The organism is Actinacidiphila alni (genome assembly GCF_900112845.1).
GTDB lineage: Bacteria > Actinomycetota > Actinomycetes > Streptomycetales > Streptomycetaceae > Actinacidiphila > Actinacidiphila alni.
This window is the reverse complement of sequence record NZ_FONG01000005.1, coordinates 236422-252543: the sequence shown is the minus strand read 5'-3', so window position 1 is coordinate 252543 and position 16122 is coordinate 236422. Positions and strand designations below refer to the sequence as shown.

Genomic DNA, 16122 nt, shown 5'->3' with positions numbered 1-16122 from the left:
AACGCTGTCCGTGGAGCCATTCGAGGTGTCCCCCGCGGTGGCCGCAAGGGAGAGGACTGAACCCCATGCCCGCAGACCTCGCAGTGCTCGGACTCGGCCGCACCGGACTTCCCCTCGCCCAGGCGGCGACCGCCGCGGGCATCGGCGTGATCGGCTACGAACCCGACCCCGCCGCCGCAGCCGACATCAACGCCGGCCGCGTACCGCCCGGTACGCTCGCCGCCGCCGATCTGCGCCGGATGCTCGCCCTGGGCTTCCGGGCCACCGCCGACCCCGCTGTGCTCGGCCGGGTCAGGACCGCCGTCATCTGTGCCCCCACTCCGCTCGGCGAGGACCGCGCCCTCGACCTGACGGCGGTGACGGCCGCGGCCCGCGCGCTCGCCGCGCACCTGCGCCCGCACACCACCGTCGTCCTCGAATCGGCCGCCTACCCCGGCACCACCGAGGGATACCTGCGCCCGCTGCTGGAGGCCGACGGGCTGCGGGCCGGACGCGACTTCCACCTCGCCTACTCCCCCAGCCGCCTCGACCCCGGCAACCGCGACTTCCAGCTCGCCAACACCCCCAAGGTGATCGGCGGCTGCACCCCCGCCTGCACCGAGGCCGCCGCCGCCTTCTACGGGCGCTTCACCGAGCGGATCGTGCGCGCCCGCGGGCCGCGCGAAGCCGAGGCGGTCAATCTGCTGGAGACCAACTACCGGCACGTCAACATCGCCTTCGCCAACGAGATGGCGGTCTTCTGCCACGACCTCGGCGTGGACCTGTGGGACGTGATCCGGTGCGCGGAGACCAAGCCGTTCGGCTTCCAGGCGTTCCGCCCCGGGCCCGGCGTCGGCGGCCCGGCCGCCGCCCTCGACCCCAACGCCGTCCCGCTGTTCACCGCCGTGCCCCCGCACGGACGGGCCCGGATGCTCGGCCACCCGCTGCGGATGGTCGAACTCGCCCAGGAGGTCAACTCCCGCATGCCGCGCTACGTCGTCCAGCGCGCCGCCGCGCTGCTCAACGAGCACGGCAAGTCGCTGCGCGGCGCCCGCGTCCTGCTGCTCGGTGTCACCTACAAGGCCGACCTCGGCTCCCAGGAGGGCTCCCCGGCCGGCGAGATCGGCACCCGGCTGATCGAACTCGGCGCCCAGCTCTGCTACCACGACCCGTACGTGCCGCAGTGGCGCGTTCTCGACCGTCCGGTGCCGCGCGCCGACTCGCTGTGGGAGGCCGCCGCCGAGGCCGACCTCACGCTGCTGCTCCAGCACCACCGCACCTACGACCTCCAGGGCCTGGCCGTGAAGGCCCAGCTCCTGCTGGACACCCGGGGCGCCACCCCCGCGGGGGCCGCGGCGCGGCTCTAGGGCGTTCCCCGGCGGTCACGCCGGCGTTCGGGGTGTAGTGGTCGTGTAACGACCGGATGCATCGTCTTGTCCGATTGTCATCCTCTCCTGCTAGATTTCGGCGTCACTCTTCGTACGAACGCCGCATCTCGGGGGACCCCATGAGCGCCAACTACCCGCCGCCGCAGCCGCAGGGCGGCCAGAACCCTTACGCGGCCGGGCCGCCCCAGCAGGGCGGCTACCCGCAGCAGCCGCAGGCCCCGTACGGCCAGCAGCCCCAGCAGGGCTGGGGAGCGCCGCAGCCGGGTGGCGCCTTCAACCCGGGCGCATACCCGCCGCCGGCCCCGGCCGTCCGGGGGCGCGACAACGTGGGTCTGGGCATCATCGTCGGCATCGCGGCGGCGCTGGCCGCGGCCCTCGCCTACGGCGGCATCCTGCGCGCGCTGTCCGACGACGACGGCACCACGCACGAATTCCGGCTGATGGCCATCGCCGTCGGCGCGATCGTCGGTCTCGCCGTCGGCAAGGCGGGCGGCCGCAACCCCGCGCTGCCCGTCGTGGGCATCGTCCTCGCGCTGTTCGCGGTGGTGTTCGGCGAACTCTTCGGCGGCGCGCTGGTGATCAGCCACTACGTGTCCAGCCAGGGCGGTTCGCTGTCGGTCGGCGACATCTTCCTGCACCACTTCGGCGACCTGCTGGACTCGTGGAAGCACGACTTCGGCTTCCTGCGCTTCCTGTACCTGGCCGTGGCCGGTGCCATCGGCTTCGGCGTCACCCGGTCCGCCGGCCAGCGCTGACGCGACCTATGACAACGGCGAGGGGCCGTACCGCTCGATGCGGTACGGCCCCTCGCCGTTGTCGTATACGGCTCAGCGGTGGTGGGTCGGGGAGACCGTGACCTCGACGCGCTGGAACTCCTTCAGGTCGGAGTAGCCGGTGGTGGCCATCGAGCGGCGCAGGGCGCCGAAGAAGTTCATCGAACCGTCGGGCGCGTGCGACGGGCCGAGCAGGATCTCCTCGGTGGTCCCGGCGGTGCCCAGATTCATCCGCTTGCCGCGCGGCAGCTCGGTGTTGACGGCCTCCATGCCCCAGTGGAAACCGCGGCCAGGCGCGTCGGTGGCGCGGGCCAGCGGGGAGCCCATCATCACCGCGTCCGCGCCGCACGCGACCGCCTTGGGCAGGTCGCCGCTGGCGCCGAACCCGCCGTCGGCGATGACGTGCACGTACCGGCCGCCGGACTCGTCCATGTAGTCCCGGCGGGCCGCCGCCACATCGGCGACCGCGGTCGCCATCGGCACCTGGATGCCCAGCACATTGCGCGTGGTGTGCGCCGCGCCGCCGCCGAAGCCGACCAGGACGCCCGCGGCGCCGGTCCGCATCAGGTGCAGGGCGGCGGTGTACGTGGCGCAGCCGCCGACGATCACCGGCACGTCGAGCTCGTAGATGAACTGCTTGAGGTTCAGCGGCTCGTGCGAGCCGGAGACGTGCTCGGCCGAGACGGTCGTGCCGCGGATCACGAACAGGTCGACGCCCGCGTCCACCACGGCCTTGGAGAACTGCGCGGTGCGCTGCGGCGACAGCGCGGCGGCGGTCACCACGCCCGCGTCCCGCACCTCCTTGATCCGCTGCCCGATCAGCTCCTCGCGGATCGGCGCCGCGTAGATCTCCTGGAGGCGCGCGGTGGCCCGGCTGTCGTCCAGCTCCGAGATCTCCGCGAGCAGCGGCTCCGGGTCGTCGTAGCGGGTCCACAGACCCTCCAGGTTCAGCACCCCGAGGCCGCCGAGGTTGCCGATCCTGATCGCCGTCTCCGGCGACACCACCGAGTCCATCGGCGCCGCGAGGAACGGCAGCTCGAAGCGGTAGGCGTCGATCTGCCAGGCGATCGAGACTTCTTTCGGGTCCCGGGTGCGCCGACTGGGCACGACGGCGATGTCGTCGAAGCTGTATGCCCTGCGGCCACGCTTGCCCCGGCCGATCTCGATCTCTGTCACGTCCTGTGCCTTTCCGTTTGGCCTGCGCCCCCTAGTATCCCCGGTCGCCCCGGGGGCGGGCTCGCCCCTCCCGCGGAGGACGGTAACCATCAGGGGCGCGGGGAACTGCGCGCTCAGCCACATCCGTGGCGCGGGTCAAAAACCGCCCCCAGCGGGGCAGACGCTGTTGTTTATGCGACCACCGGCCCGGTGGCGGGTTGCTCGCGCAGTTCCCCGCGCCCCTACGGGGCACCCTCCTCCGCAGAGGTGCGGGAAAAGGGCAAGCCATTACCCGTGATAGTTGGGAGCTTCGACCGTCATTTGGATGTCGTGGGGGTGGGACTCCTTGAGTCCCGCGGCGGTGATGCGGACGAAGCGCCCCTTCGACTCCATCTCCGGGACGGAGGCCGCGCCGACGTAGCCCATGGTCTGGCGGAGGCCGCCGACGAGCTGGTGGAGGACGGCGGCCAGGGGGCCGCGATAGGGCACCTGCCCCTCGATCCCCTCGGGCACGAGCTTGTCGTCGGAGGCGACCTCGGCCTGGAAGTAGCGGTCCTTGGAGTACGAGCGGCCCTGGCCGCGGGACTGCATCGCGCCGAGCGACCCCATGCCCCGGTAGGACTTGAACTGCTTGCCGTTGATGAAGAGCAGCTCGCCCGGGGACTCCTCGCACCCGGCGAGCAGGCTGCCGAGCATGACGCTGCTCGCACCGGCGGCCAGCGCCTTGCCGATGTCGCCGCTGTACTGGAGACCACCGTCACCGATGACGGGCACCCCGGCGTCGATGCACGCCTGCGCGGCCTCGTGGATGGCGGTGACCTGCGGGACGCCGATGCCGGCGACGACGCGGGTGGTGCAGATGGAGCCGGGTCCGACGCCGACCTTGACGCCGTCGACACCGGCGTCGATGAGGGCGCGGGCGCCGTCGCGGGTGGCGATGTTGCCGCCGACCACGTCGACCCCGCCGACCGCGGACTTGATCTTGGACATCCAGTTGAGCGCGTTGCTGTTGTGGCCGTGCGAGGTGTCCACGACGAGGAAGTCCACGCCCGCGCCGACCAGCGCCTGGGCGCGGTCCAGCGCCTCGGGGCTGGCGCCGACGGCCGCGCCGACCAGCAGCCGGCCCTCGGCGTCCTTGGCGGCGTTCGGGTACTGCTCGGCCTTGACGAAGTCCTTGACGGTGATCAGGCCGCTGAGCCGGCCGTCCTCGTCGACCAGCGGCAGCTTCTCGATCTTGTGGCGGCGCAGCAGTTCCATCGCGTCCACACCGGAGATGCCGACCTTGCCGGTGACCAGCGGCATCGGCGTCATGACCTCGCGGACCCGGCGGGAGCGGTCGCTCTCGAAGGCCATGTCGCGGTTGGTGACGATGCCGAGCAGCTTGCCGCCCTCGTCGGTGACCGGCACACCGCTGATCCGGAACTTGGCGCACAGCGCGTCCGCCTCGGCGAGCGTGGCGTCGGGGCGGACGGTGATCGGGTCGGTGACCATGCCGGACTCGGACCGCTTGACCAGGTCCACCTGGTTGACCTGGTCCTCGATGGACAGATTGCGGTGCAGCACGCCGACGCCGCCCTGCCGGGCCATCGCGATGGCCATCCTGGCCTCGGTGACCTTGTCCATGGCGGCGGACAGCAGCGGGATGTTCACCCGGACGTTGCGCGAGATCAGCGACGAGGTGTCCACCTCGTTGGGCAGGACGTCGGACGCCCCCGGCAGCAGCAGCACATCGTCGTAGGTGAGCCCGAGCGTGGCGAACTTCTCCGCTACTCCGTCGGCGTTCAGCGTCATGACACCTTCCCGAATGGTCTTGCCCGGCGAGTTGTTCAATGGTAGAGGCTCCGCCGGTATTCCTCCGACGCGCTCGGGCACTCCCGTACGGACGTACGAAAAAGGTACGAAAAGGGTCCGTGGAGCGCTACGCCGTGAGGCCGCGGGCGCCCTCGGCGGCCGGTGCGCCCGCCGTCTGCGTCTGTTCGGCCAGCGCCCGCAGCCTGCTGAGCGCGCGGTGCTGGGCCACCCGTACGGCGCCCGGCGACATCCCGAGCACCTGGCCGGTCTCCTCGGCGCTCAGCCCGATCGCGACCCGCAGCAGCACCAGTTCGCGCAGGTGGTCGGGGAGGCTGTCGAGCAGTTTCTTGGCCCAGGCGGCGTCGCTGTTGAGCAGCGCGCGCTCCTCCGGGCCGAGCGAGTCGTCGGGCTTCTCCGGCATCTCGTCGGACGGTACGGCGGTGCTGCCCGGCCCGCGCATGGCGGCCCGCTGGAGGTCGGCGACCTTGTGGGCGGCGATGGAGACGACGAACGCCTCGAACGGCCGCCCCAGATCGCGGTAGCGCGGCAGCGCGCACAGCACCGCGAGGCAGACCTCCTGGGCGAGGTCGTCCACGAAGTGCCGCGCGTCACCCGGGAGACGGGCCAATTTGGTGCGGCAGTACCGCTCCGCGAGCGGGTGGACATGGGCGAGCAGATCGTGCGTCGCCTGCTCGTCGCCGTCGACTGCGCGCCGGACAAGGGCACCGATGGCCGGAGTGTCGTCGTCGCGCATCCACCCATGGTGCCTCGCCGCACCGCGATCCGCGTCATCGCGGCCGTATTTCTGCGCCGAAGCGTTATGCGCGGGGCCGGGGGCCGCGCCGTGACCCACATCCTGACCTGCACCGTGACCTGCGCTGTGGCCCGCGTTGTGGCCTGCGCTGTGAGCCGGGCCATGTGCGGCCGAAGCCGACGCTGTCATCTCCACCATGTGCGGCCCCCGCCGATCCCCGAGGAAGTCCATACGTCAAGCATGCGTCCTCCCCCGGGAAACCGAGGATTTGTGGGCGACTTCGCCGTATCGGCCGCGCCCGCGGGCGTACGGCACGACCGGTCAGCGGACCAGGCCCCAGCGGAAACCGAGCGCCACGGCGTGGGCCCGGTCGGACGCGCCGAGCTTCTTGAACAGCCGCCGCGCGTGCGTCTTGACGGTGTCCTCGGACAGGAACAGCTCGCGGCCGATCTCGGCGTTGGACCGGCCGTGGCTCATGCCTTCGAGGACCTGGATCTCGCGGGCGGTCAGGGTGGGCGCGGCGCCCATCTCGGCCGAGCGCAGCCGCCGCGGGGCCAGCCGCCAGGTGGGGTCGGCGAGCGCCTGCGTGACGGTGGCGCGCAGTTCGGCGCGCGAGGCGTCCTTGTGCAGGTAGCCGCGGGCACCGGCGGCGACGGCCAGGGCCACCCCGTCCAGGTCCTCGGCGACCGTGAGCATGATGATCCGGGCGCCGGGGTCCGCGGACAGCAGCCGGCGTACGGTCTCCACCCCGCCGAGGCCGGGCATCCGGACGTCCATCAGGATCAGGTCCGACCGGTCGGCACCCCAGCGGCGGAGGACTTCCTCGCCGTTGGCGGCCGTGGTCACGCGCTCGACGCCGGGCACGGTGGCCACCGCGCGGCGCAGGGCCTCTCGGGCGAGCGGGGAGTCGTCGCAGACGAGGACGGAAGTCATGACCGCCCTCCGCAGCTGAACCGCGTCACGTTGTGCCTCCAGGCTGTACGAATGTTCACCGTTGAGGCTGACGGGCTCGGGCACCTGCCCGATTCGTTTGTCCGCCAACCGCTTCCGCCAGACTCAACGACCCTCACCCGAAAGAGTTACGAAGTTTGCCGACGGCCTTCGGCACTCTACGTGATCATGCGGGCACGGAATGCCGGTGCCGCAGGTCAGACGGGTGAGACGGGCGGTATTTCGGAGGCGGAACGATTCATCTGCGCTCGATGGGCGCCGCCCGGATACTGCCGAACGGGTTGTATGTCGCACTTTGCACTGTTTGGCCGCTCTTTCGCGCCTTGTGGGCTATTCGCCACTAGATTGGCGATGAGTCATATTTACATCTACTACGACAGTAGATGTACGGTCGAGACGCGGGCTCCTCCCTTGACCGACAGAGACCTTCCGAGGGGACAAGCAATGGCAGACTTCTCCCGCCTTCCCGGCCCGAACGCCGACCTCTGGGACTGGCAGCTCGTGGCCGCCTGCCGAGGCGTCGACAGCTCGCTCTTCTTCCACCCCGAGGGCGAGCGGGGCGCCGCCCGGAGCGCGCGCGAGGCATCCGCCAAAGAGGTGTGCATGCGGTGCCCCGTCCGCGCGGAATGCGCCACCCACGCCCTCGCCGTCCGCGAGCCCTACGGGGTCTGGGGCGGGCTCACCGAGGACGATCGTGAGGCGATGATGGGGCGCTCGCGCTCGCGGGTTCCGGCTTCCGATGCCGCGGACGACGACGAGCTCGACCTCGACGCCGACGTCGAACCCGAGGCCAGCCCCTCCCACGCCTGAGGCCCCTCCTGCGGAGCGCTTGCGGAGAACGGTGCCTGAGGCCCCCTCCTGCGGGGTGCGGCGCCCGATCCCCTGCCGGGGGTGCCTGATCTCCTGCGGAGGGGGGCGCCTTCGGGGCAGGCGGCGCCTGAGGTCTTTTAGGGGCGCGGGGAACTGCGCGCTCAGCCACATCCGTGGTGCGGGCAAAAGACCGCCCCAGCGGGGCAGACGCTGTTGTTTCGCGACCACCGGGCCGGTGGGGGCGGGCCGCGCAGTTCCCCGCGCCCCTGACGGGGCATCCCTTCTCCGTATAGGGGCCGCGCCCCCGGTGGGGCGCCCGGTTCCGCAGGGGTGCGGGTACGGGGGGCCGCGGCCCGCGGGGGCGCGGGTTATCGGGTGGCCGCGAGCGCGAGGCGCCCAAGCATCATGTCGACCGCCGGCACGTTGGCGAGGTCGGGCAGGGTGAGGGCGACGACCTCGCGCTGGACGGCCGGCCGCACCTCGACCACGGCGACCCCCTTGGGCCGTACGGACTCCAGAGCCAGCTCGGGCAGGACGGCCACCCCGAGCCCGGCGGCGACGAGCCCCACGACCGCCGGATAGTCGTCCGTGGCGAAATCGATCCGCGGCGTGAACCCGGCCCGCTCGCACACCTCCACGAGGTGCCGGCGGCAGCGCGGGCAGCCCGCGATCCACTGCTCGTCGGCCAGTTCGCCGATGTCGACCGGCCGCCCGTCGAGCGCGAAGGGGTGGCCGTCCGGCACCACCCCGACCAGCCGGTCGGTGAGCAGCGGCCTGACCACGAGATCGGCCCAGGACTCCTCGGCGGGCGTCGGCAGATCCACGTAACGGAAGGCGAGCGTGATGTCGCAGTCGCCCGCCCGCAGCATCTCCACCGAGCGCGGCGGTTCGGCCTCCTCCAGGGAGACCTTCGTGCCCGGGTACTGCGAGCGCATCGCCGCGACCGCGCTCGGCACCAGGGTGGAGCTGCCCGAGGGGAACGACGCCAGCCGTACGCGGCCCGCCCGCAGCCCGGCGATCGCCGCGACCTCCTCCTCGGCGGCGGTCAGCCCGGCGAGGATGCCGGCCGCGTGCCGTACCAGCGCCTCGCCCGCCTCCGTCATCCGCATCTCGCGCGGCCCGCGGATCAGCAGCGGGGTGCCCGCGGAGTGCTCAAGCGCCTTCATCTGCTGGCTGACGGCGGGCTGGGTGCAGCCCAGTTCGCGGGCGGCGGCGGAGAAGGAGCCGGTACGGGCGACGGCGCGCAGCACCCTGAGATGACGTGCCTCGATCATCCGTCAACCATAAGCGGTTCTTAGGGGTACTCGACAGATATCGGCAATGGACTTTGGGGCGGGATCGGCCCAGGCTGAGGAGTCATGGAAACCTCCGACAGGACCCCCGACGGGGCTTTCGACAGCGCGACGGCCGACCTCGTCCGCGCGGAGTACGCCGGCCTCGACGCCGGCGCGCCGTATCTGAACACCGCCACGCTCGGGCTGCTGCCGGCCCGTACCGCGACGGCGCTGCGCGCGGCGGTCGACGCGTGGGCCGCCGGGCGGCCCGACACCGGCGGCTTCGAGGCCGCGGTGGTCGCCGCGCGGGCCGCCTTCGGCCGGATCACCGGGGTGCCGGTCGAACGGGTCGCGCTGGCGAGCACGGTCGCCGGGAGCGTCGGGCTGATCGCGGCGCAGCTGCCGGCGGGCGCCGAGGTGGTCGTCGCGGACGGGGACTTCAGTTCGCTCGTGCACCCCTTCGCGGCCCGTACCGACCTGAAGCTGCGGATCGTGCCGCTGGAGGCCGTCGCCGACGCCGTACGGCCCGGCACCGCGCTGGTCGCCGTCAGCGCCGCGCAGTCCGCGGACGGGCGGGTCGCCGACCTGGCCGCGATCCGGGCCGCGGCGGCGGAGCACGGCGCCCGTACGCTGCTGGACGGCACCCAGTCGGTCGGCTGGCTGCCGGTGTGCGCGGACGACTACGACTATCTGGTGTGCCACGCCTACAAGTGGCTGATCAGCCCGCACGGTGCCTGCTTCCTGACCGTACGGGCGGGCGCCGAGCCGACGCTGTCGCCCGCCTTCGCGGGCTGGTACGCCGCCGACGACCCGTGGACGTCCTGCTACGGACCGATCGAGCGGCTCGCGCCCGGCGCCCGCCGCTTCGACGCCCGCCCCGCCTATCTCCCCTTCGTCGGCGCCGCCGCCTCCCTCTCCCTGATCGAGGCCGTCGGCGTCCCCGCGCTCCACGCCCACGGCACGGCCCTCGCGGCCCGCTTCCGCGCCGGCCTCACCGCCCTGGGCCACACCCCCGTCCCGGCCCCGTTCCCCACCCCCATCGTCGCCGTCCCCGACCTCCCCGCCGCCGCCTCCCCCCGCCTCACCGCCGCCGCCATCACCCACTCCGCCCGCGCCGGCAACCTCCGCTTCGCCTTCCACCTCCACAACACCCCCACCGACGTGGAAACCGCCCTCCAAGCCCTGTCCTGACCCGCCCCCGACACGACGGGGCTCCCGCCGCGCTCCGGACCGTCAACGCCGCCACGCCCACGCCCACGCCCACGCGCAACGCACCAGCGCTTTGCGCCTGCCGCGCGCTCCGGCACCTCCCCACTGCCGCGCCCCCGCGCAACACCCTTCCGCCGACGTCGCCCTGTCCGCCTCCGCGCCACGCTCCGACCCTTCGCCCCTGCCGCGCCAGCACCCGCCGCGCCCGGGCTGCCGGTGGACGTGCCGTCCACCACCCTGGCGCCCGCCGCGCCCGCGCCTCGAAGCCCAGCGCCGCCGCTGCCGCGCCCGCAGCGCCGTACGCCACCCCCTCCGCCCGCGCGCAGCGCCCAACCCCCTCCGTCCGCGCGCAGCGCGTCAGGGCTTCCTCGCCGGCGCGCGCAGCGCGCTTTCCGCTGCCGCGCCGGAGGCGGAAATCGGTTGGGGGCCGGGCGGGGGCGTGTTGGGATGGGGGGATGGGCAACGGTGAGATGCGGGAGATCTTTGACCGGCAGATGCGGCGGGACGCGCCGCCGGAGGGGGTGGGGACCCGGGTGGAGGCCGGGGGCGGGGTGGTGCGGCAGGTGGGGGCCGCGGTGCACGACTGGACCGGGGTGCTCTGGTCGGAGCTGGACGAGGACAGTGCCGACGCCGCGATCGCCGCGCAGGTCGCGTGGCTGCGGTCCCCCGAGGGCGAGGGCCGCGAATTCGAGTGGAAGCTCTACTCGCACGACCGCCCCGCCGACCTGGGCGAGCGCCTGCGGAAGGCCGGCTTCGTACCGGAGCCGCCGGAGACCCTGATGGTCGCCGAGGTGGCGCGACTGCCGCAGGAGCCGGTACTGCCGGACGGGGTGCGGCTGGTGGACGTGACGGACGCCGCCGGGGTGGATCTGGTGGCGAAGGTGCACGAGGAAGCGTTCGGCGCCAGCGCGGACCGGCTGCGTACGCGGCTGCTCGGCGCGCTGGCCGACTCCCCCGACACCGTCCTGATGACGCTCGCGATGGCGGGCGACCGCCCCGTCTCCGCGGCCCGTATGGAACTGCACCCGGGCACCGACTTCGCCGGCCTGTGGGGCGGCGGCACCGCCGAGCAGTGGCGCGGCCGCGGCATCTACCGCGCGCTGGTCGCGCACCGCGCCCGTATCGCCGCCGCGCGCGGCTACCGCTACCTCCAGGTCGACGCCTCCGACCAGAGCCGGCCCATCCTCCAGCGCCTCGGCTTCGCCGCCCTGAGCGTCACCACGCCCTATCTCCTCCAGGGCTGACATGCCGCCCGCCACGCTGCTGAGCGTCAACATCGGCCGCCCCCGCCCCAACCCCTGGAAGCGGCTGCCGGCCACCGGCATCGACAAGCGGCCGGTCACCGGCCCCGTACGGGTCAGCGCGCCGGGCCCCAAGGGCACCGGGGCCGTCGGCCTGGCCGGCGACCGCGCCCACGACGTCAAGCACCACGGCGGCGCCGACCAGGCCGTGTACGCCTACGCCCGCGAGGACCTCGACCACTGGGGCCGCGAGCTGGGCCGCACCTTCGCCGACGGCTTCTTCGGCGAGAATCTGACCACCGCCGGCATCGACGTCAACGCCGCCCTGATCGGCGAGCGCTGGCGGATCGGCGCCGCCGGTACGGGCCCGCTGCTGGAGATCTCCTGCCCGCGCATCCCCTGCGCGACCTTCGCCGGCCGGCTGGAGGAGGCGGGCTGGCTGCGGCGCTTCACCCGCGAGGCGCTGCCCGGCCCGTATCTGCGGGTGCTGGAGCCCGGCGAGATCCGCGCGGGCGACCCGGTCGACGTCGTGCACCGGCCCGGCCACGAGGTCACGGTCGCCGTGTCCTTCCGCGCGCTCACCACCGAACCGGAGCTGCTCCCCCTGCTGGTCGGCCTCGACGCCTTCCCCGCCGAGGACCGCGCCGCCATTCGCCGCCGCCTCGACCGCGAACCGCACTAGGGTGCCGCTCATGCCGAAGCCGTCATACGTCCGTTCCGTCAATGTCGCCCGCGCGATGACCGTGCCGTACACCGACGCGGACGGCAACCGCACCGGGATCAGGAAGCGGCCGGTGGACGGCCCCGTCGCCGTCGCCGCGCCCGGTCCGCGCGGCGCCGCGGGCAGCGGCCTGGCCGGGGACGACGTGTGCGACCTGCGCTTCCACGGCGGCGACGAGCAGGCCGTGTACGCCTACGCCCGCGAGGATCTCGACCACTGGGAGCGGGAGACCGGGCGGGAGCTGGTTGACGGCCGCTTCGGCGAGAATCTGACCACCACCGGGCTCGACGTCAACGCCGCCCTCATCGGCGAGCGCTGGCGGATCGGCGCCGCCGGGCTCGTCCTTGAGGTGACCTCGCCGCGCATCCCCTGCCGCACCTTCGCCGGGTGGGTGGAGGAGGAGCACTGGGTCAAACGGTTCACGCGGGCCGCGCGGCCCGGCGCCTTCCTGCGGGTGATCACGCCCGGCGACGTCCGGGCCGGCGACACCGTCGAGGTCGTCCACCGCCCCGGCCACCACGTCACCGTCGCACACCTCTTCCGCGCGATGACGCTCGAACCCGGGCTGCTGCCGGGCGTCCTGGTCGCCGCCGACACCATCAACCGCACGTACCTGGAGACGATTCGCAGCCGCCTGCGGCCCGCCTCGGCCGGAGCCGGAACCTGAGCCCGTCCTAGGCTGCGGGGATGACGACTTCACTGATCACCGGCGCGACTTCCGGCATCGGCGCGGCCTTCGCCCGGCGGCTCGGGGCCGACGGACACGGCCTGGTCCTCGTCGCCCGCGACGAGCGGCGGCTCGCCGCCACCGCGGCGGACCTGCGGCAGCGGTACGGCGTCGAGGTGGAGGTGCTCCCCGCCGACCTCACCGAGGACGACGGCATCGCCGCCGTCGAGGCCCGGCTGCGGGACCGGGCGCGGCCGGTGGACGTCCTCGTCAACAACGCCGGCGCCGGCAACCGCGGCACCTTCCTCGACGTGCCCGTCGCCGACGAGCTGCGCATGCTCAAGCTGCACTGCGAGGCGGTGCTGCGGCTCACCGCCGCCGCGGTCGGGGCGATGCGGGAGCGGCGGTACGGCTTCGTCGTCAACGTCGCGTCCGTCGCGGCTTTTATGCCGCGTGGCACGTACGGGGCGAGCAAGGCGTGGGTCGTCCGCTTCACGGAAGGGGTCGCCGCCGAGGCGGCGGGGTCCGGGGTGCGGCTGCTCGCTCTCTGCCCGGGGTTCGTCCGGACCGAGTTCCACGCCCGGGCCGGCATGGACGCCGGGCGCCTGCCGGCGGTGGCGTGGCTCGACGCGGATGCCGTTGTCACGGCGTGCCTCCGTGACCTCGCTCTTCGCCGCACCGTCAGCGTGCCCTCCGTCCGCTACAAGCTCGCCGTCGCCCTCGCCCGGCATGTCCCCTCACGGCTCTACGCCGCCGCTTCCACCCGTGCCGGCCGCCGCTTCGACCCCAAACTCTGACCCGTCTCCTCCGGAGAGGGGTGCCCGATAAGGGCGCGGCCCCTTGCCCGCACTGTGCGGAGGTGGGATGCCCCTCCAGGGGCGCGGGGACGCGGCGCTGCGCCGGCGGAAGTGGGCGCCCGATAGGGGCGCGGCCCCTCGCCCGCGCTGTGCGGAGGTGGGATGCCCCGTCAGGGGCGCGGGGAACTGCGCGGCCAGCCCGCGCGCGCCTTCAGACAAAAAACCGCCCCCAGCGGGGCAGACGCTGTTGTTTTTGCGACCACCGGCCAGTGGGGGCTGAGCGCGCAGTTCCCCGCGCCCCTAAAAACATGACTCCCGCACTCCGCAGGAGACATCAGGCGCCGCACTCCGCAGGAGATCACGCACCCCGCCCCGGAGGGGCACCGCACTTCGCGGGAGAAAAGGCGCGGCCCGGGCGCCCCCGGGGTGGGGGGCGGCCGGGCCGGGCGGGAAGCGGAGGTCAGTGGGAGTGACCGTGACCGCCCTGACCAGCGTCAGCGGCCTCCTCTTCCTTCTTCTCCACGACCAGCGTCTCCGTGGTCAGCAGCAGCGAAGCGATCGAAGCCGCGTTCTCCAGAGCGGAGCGCGTGACCTTGACCGGGTCGATGACGCCGGCCTTGACGAGGTCGCCGTACTCGCCGGTGGCCGCGTTGAAGCCGTGGTTCTTCTCCAGCTCGCCCACCTTGGAGGTGATGACGTAGCCCTCGAGGCCGGCGTTCTCGGCGATCCAGCGCAGCGGCTCGACGGCGGCGCGGCGGACGACGGCGACACCGGTCGCCTCGTCGCCGGTCTTGCCGAGGTTCTCGCCGAGCACCTTGACGGCGTGGACGAGGGCGGAGCCACCGCCGGAGACGATGCCCTCCTCGACGGCCGCGCGGGTCGCGGAGATCGCGTCCTCCAGGCGGTGCTTCTTCTCCTTCAGCTCGACCTCGGTGGCCGCGCCGACCTTGATGACGCAGACGCCGCCGGCCAGCTTCGCGAGGCGCTCCTGGAGCTTCTCGCGGTCCCAGTCGGAGTCGGTGGAGGAGATCTCGGCCTTGATCTGGCCGACGCGGCCCTCGATCTCGGCCTTGTCGCCGGCACCGTCGACGATGGTGGTGTCGTCCTTGGTGACGGTGACGCGGCGGGCGGTGCCGAGCAGGTCGAGACCGGCCTGGTCGAGCTTGAGGCCGACCTCCTCGGCGATGACCGTGGCGCCGGTCAGCGTCGCGATGTCGCCGAGCATGGCCTTGCGGCGGTCGCCGAAGCCGGGCGCCTTGACGGCGACGGCGTTGAACGTGCCGCGGATCTTGTTGACCACCAGGGTCGACAGGGCCTCGCCCTCGACGTCCTCGGCGATGATCAGCAGCGGCTTGGACGCGCCGGACTGGATGACCTTCTCCAGCAGCGGCAGCAGATCCTGGATCGAGGCGATCTTGCCCTGGTGGATGAGGATGTACGGGTCGTCGAGGACCGCTTCCATCCGCTCCTGGTCGGTGACGAAGTAGGGCGACAGGTAGCCCTTGTCGAAGGCCATGCCCTCGGTGAAGTCCAGCTCCAGGCCGAAGGTGTTGGACTCCTCGACGGTGATGACACCGTCCTTGCCGACCTTGTCCATCGCCTCGGCGATCAGCTCGCCGACCTGCTTGTCCTGCGCGGACAGGGCGGCGACGGCGGCGATGTCCTCCTTGCCCTCGATGGCGCGGGCGGAGGCCAGCAGGTCCTCGGAGACGGCCTTGACGGCGGCGTCGATGCCCTTCTTCAGGGCGGCCGGGGAGGCGCCGGCGGCGACATTGCGCAGGCCCTCGCGGACCAGCGCCTGGGCCAGCACGGTGGCGGTGGTGGTGCCGTCGCCCGCGATGTCGTTGGTCTTGGTCGCCACCTCCTTCACCAGCTGCGCGCCCAGGTTCTCGTAGGCGTCCTCCAGCTCCACCTCACGGGCGATGGTCACGCCGTCGTTGGTGATGGTGGGGGCGCCGAACTTCTTGTCGATGACGACATTGCGGCCCTTGGGGCCGATCGTCACCTTCACGGTGTCGGCGAGCTTGTTGACGCCGCGCTCAAGGGCGCGACGGGCGTCCTCGTCGAACTTCAGGATCTTGGCCATGCCTGTGAACTACCTCGTCTACTCGTCAAATCACGTCGTCAAGGACGGCAAGGAGCGGCAGACGACACCGCCCCGGGCGCCCGGTCCGTAGGACGCGGAGACCCGGGGCGGGATCGCTGCTGCGGCAGAGCGGCGGGCCGCGGCGAAGGCGGCCCGCTTCTTACTTCTCGACGATCGCGAGGACGTCGCGAGCCGAGAGGACGAGGTACTCCTCGCCGTTGTACTTCACCTCGGTGCCGCCGTACTTGCTGTAGAGCACGACGTCGCCGACGGCGACGTCGAGCGGCAGGCGGTTGCCGTCCTCGAAGCGGCCCGGACCGACGGCCAGGACGACGCCCTCCTGGGGCTTCTCCTTGGCGGTGTCCGGGATGACCAGGCCCGAGGCCGTGGTCTGTTCGGCATCCAGCGGCTGGACCACGATGCGGTCCTCGAGCGGCTTGATGGCAACCTTGGTGCTGGCGGTCGTCACGATCCGACCTCCCCCTTCAAAGGGCTCACGGGAGTGTCTGTCTGGGTCGGCGACCTG

Annotated in this window: 15 protein-coding genes; 8 read left to right on the top strand and 7 right to left on the bottom strand. The window is 72.7% G+C overall.

What is annotated here, in order from left to right:
• Positions 1-65: 65 nt before the first annotated feature.
• On the top strand, positions 66-1346 hold the full coding sequence (locus BM076_RS11040) for a nucleotide sugar dehydrogenase (RefSeq protein WP_093713256.1): 1281 nt from the start codon (positions 66-68) through the stop codon (positions 1344-1346).
• Positions 1347-1486: 140 nt separating this feature from the next.
• The gene (locus BM076_RS36555) at positions 1487-2122 is read left to right on the top strand and encodes a hypothetical protein (RefSeq protein ID WP_093713255.1); all 636 of its coding nucleotides are present in this window, start codon (positions 1487-1489) and stop codon (positions 2120-2122) included.
• A gap of 72 nt (positions 2123-2194) precedes the next feature.
• Here the strand turns inward: BM076_RS36555 and BM076_RS11030 are convergent, their stop codons facing one another.
• From BM076_RS11030 to BM076_RS11015, 4 genes are all read right to left on the bottom strand, one after another.
• Positions 2195-3316: a GuaB3 family IMP dehydrogenase-related protein gene (locus BM076_RS11030; protein WP_093713254.1), complete on the bottom strand. Its 1122-nt coding sequence runs from the start codon at positions 3314-3316 to the stop codon at positions 2195-2197.
• A gap of 267 nt (positions 3317-3583) precedes the next feature.
• On the bottom strand, positions 3584-5086 hold the full coding sequence (gene guaB / locus BM076_RS11025; RefSeq protein WP_093713253.1) for an IMP dehydrogenase: 1503 nt from the start codon (positions 5084-5086) through the stop codon (positions 3584-3586).
• A 127-nt stretch (positions 5087-5213) separates the two neighbouring features.
• On the bottom strand, positions 5214-5840 hold the full coding sequence (locus BM076_RS11020) for a sigma-70 family RNA polymerase sigma factor (RefSeq protein ID WP_245795960.1): 627 nt from the start codon (positions 5838-5840) through the stop codon (positions 5214-5216).
• 321 nt (positions 5841-6161) lie between these two features.
• Entirely contained in the window at positions 6162-6773 is a 612-nt protein-coding gene (locus BM076_RS11015) for a response regulator transcription factor (protein ID WP_003948568.1), read from the bottom strand.
• 462 nt (positions 6774-7235) lie between these two features.
• Here BM076_RS11015 and BM076_RS11010 point away from each other — a divergent pair, with 462 nt between their 5' ends.
• Positions 7236-7601, top strand: coding sequence for a WhiB family transcriptional regulator (locus tag BM076_RS11010; RefSeq protein ID WP_245795958.1), 366 nt, complete (start codon positions 7236-7238; stop codon positions 7599-7601).
• A gap of 368 nt (positions 7602-7969) precedes the next feature.
• On the opposite strand, the gene BM076_RS11005 is transcribed toward BM076_RS11010, so the two are convergent.
• Positions 7970-8875 (bottom strand): LysR family transcriptional regulator, encoded by a 906-nt coding sequence (locus tag BM076_RS11005; RefSeq protein WP_093713252.1) that lies wholly within the window; start codon positions 8873-8875, stop codon positions 7970-7972.
• A gap of 84 nt (positions 8876-8959) precedes the next feature.
• Here BM076_RS11005 and BM076_RS11000 point away from each other — a divergent pair, with 84 nt between their 5' ends.
• From BM076_RS11000 to BM076_RS10980, 5 genes are all read left to right on the top strand, one after another.
• A complete protein-coding gene (locus BM076_RS11000) occupies positions 8960-10066 on the top strand; it encodes an aminotransferase class V-fold PLP-dependent enzyme (RefSeq protein WP_093713251.1) in 1107 nt (368 codons plus the stop codon).
• A gap of 473 nt (positions 10067-10539) precedes the next feature.
• A complete protein-coding gene (locus tag BM076_RS10995) occupies positions 10540-11328 on the top strand; it encodes a GNAT family N-acetyltransferase (RefSeq protein ID WP_093713250.1) in 789 nt (262 codons plus the stop codon).
• Between the two features lies 1 nt (position 11329).
• Positions 11330-12007 carry an MOSC domain-containing protein gene (locus BM076_RS10990; protein WP_093713249.1) on the top strand — a complete coding sequence of 226 codons (678 nt, stop codon included), beginning with the start codon at positions 11330-11332 and terminating at the stop codon, positions 12005-12007.
• A 10-nt stretch (positions 12008-12017) separates the two neighbouring features.
• Positions 12018-12713, top strand: a complete 696-nt coding sequence (locus tag BM076_RS10985) for an MOSC domain-containing protein (RefSeq protein ID WP_093713396.1) — start codon at positions 12018-12020, stop codon at positions 12711-12713.
• A 20-nt stretch (positions 12714-12733) separates the two neighbouring features.
• Positions 12734-13510, top strand: a complete 777-nt coding sequence (locus tag BM076_RS10980; protein WP_093713248.1) for an SDR family NAD(P)-dependent oxidoreductase — start codon at positions 12734-12736, stop codon at positions 13508-13510.
• Positions 13511-13970: 460 nt separating this feature from the next.
• Here BM076_RS10980 and groL read toward each other — a convergent pair whose 3' ends face one another.
• Positions 13971-15596, bottom strand: a complete 1626-nt coding sequence (gene groL / locus BM076_RS10975) for a chaperonin GroEL (protein ID WP_093713247.1) — start codon at positions 15594-15596, stop codon at positions 13971-13973.
• Positions 15597-15756: 160 nt separating this feature from the next.
• Positions 15757-16065 (bottom strand): co-chaperone GroES, encoded by a 309-nt coding sequence (gene groES, locus BM076_RS10970; protein ID WP_075017238.1) that lies wholly within the window; start codon positions 16063-16065, stop codon positions 15757-15759.
• Positions 16066-16122 lie beyond the last annotated feature (57 nt).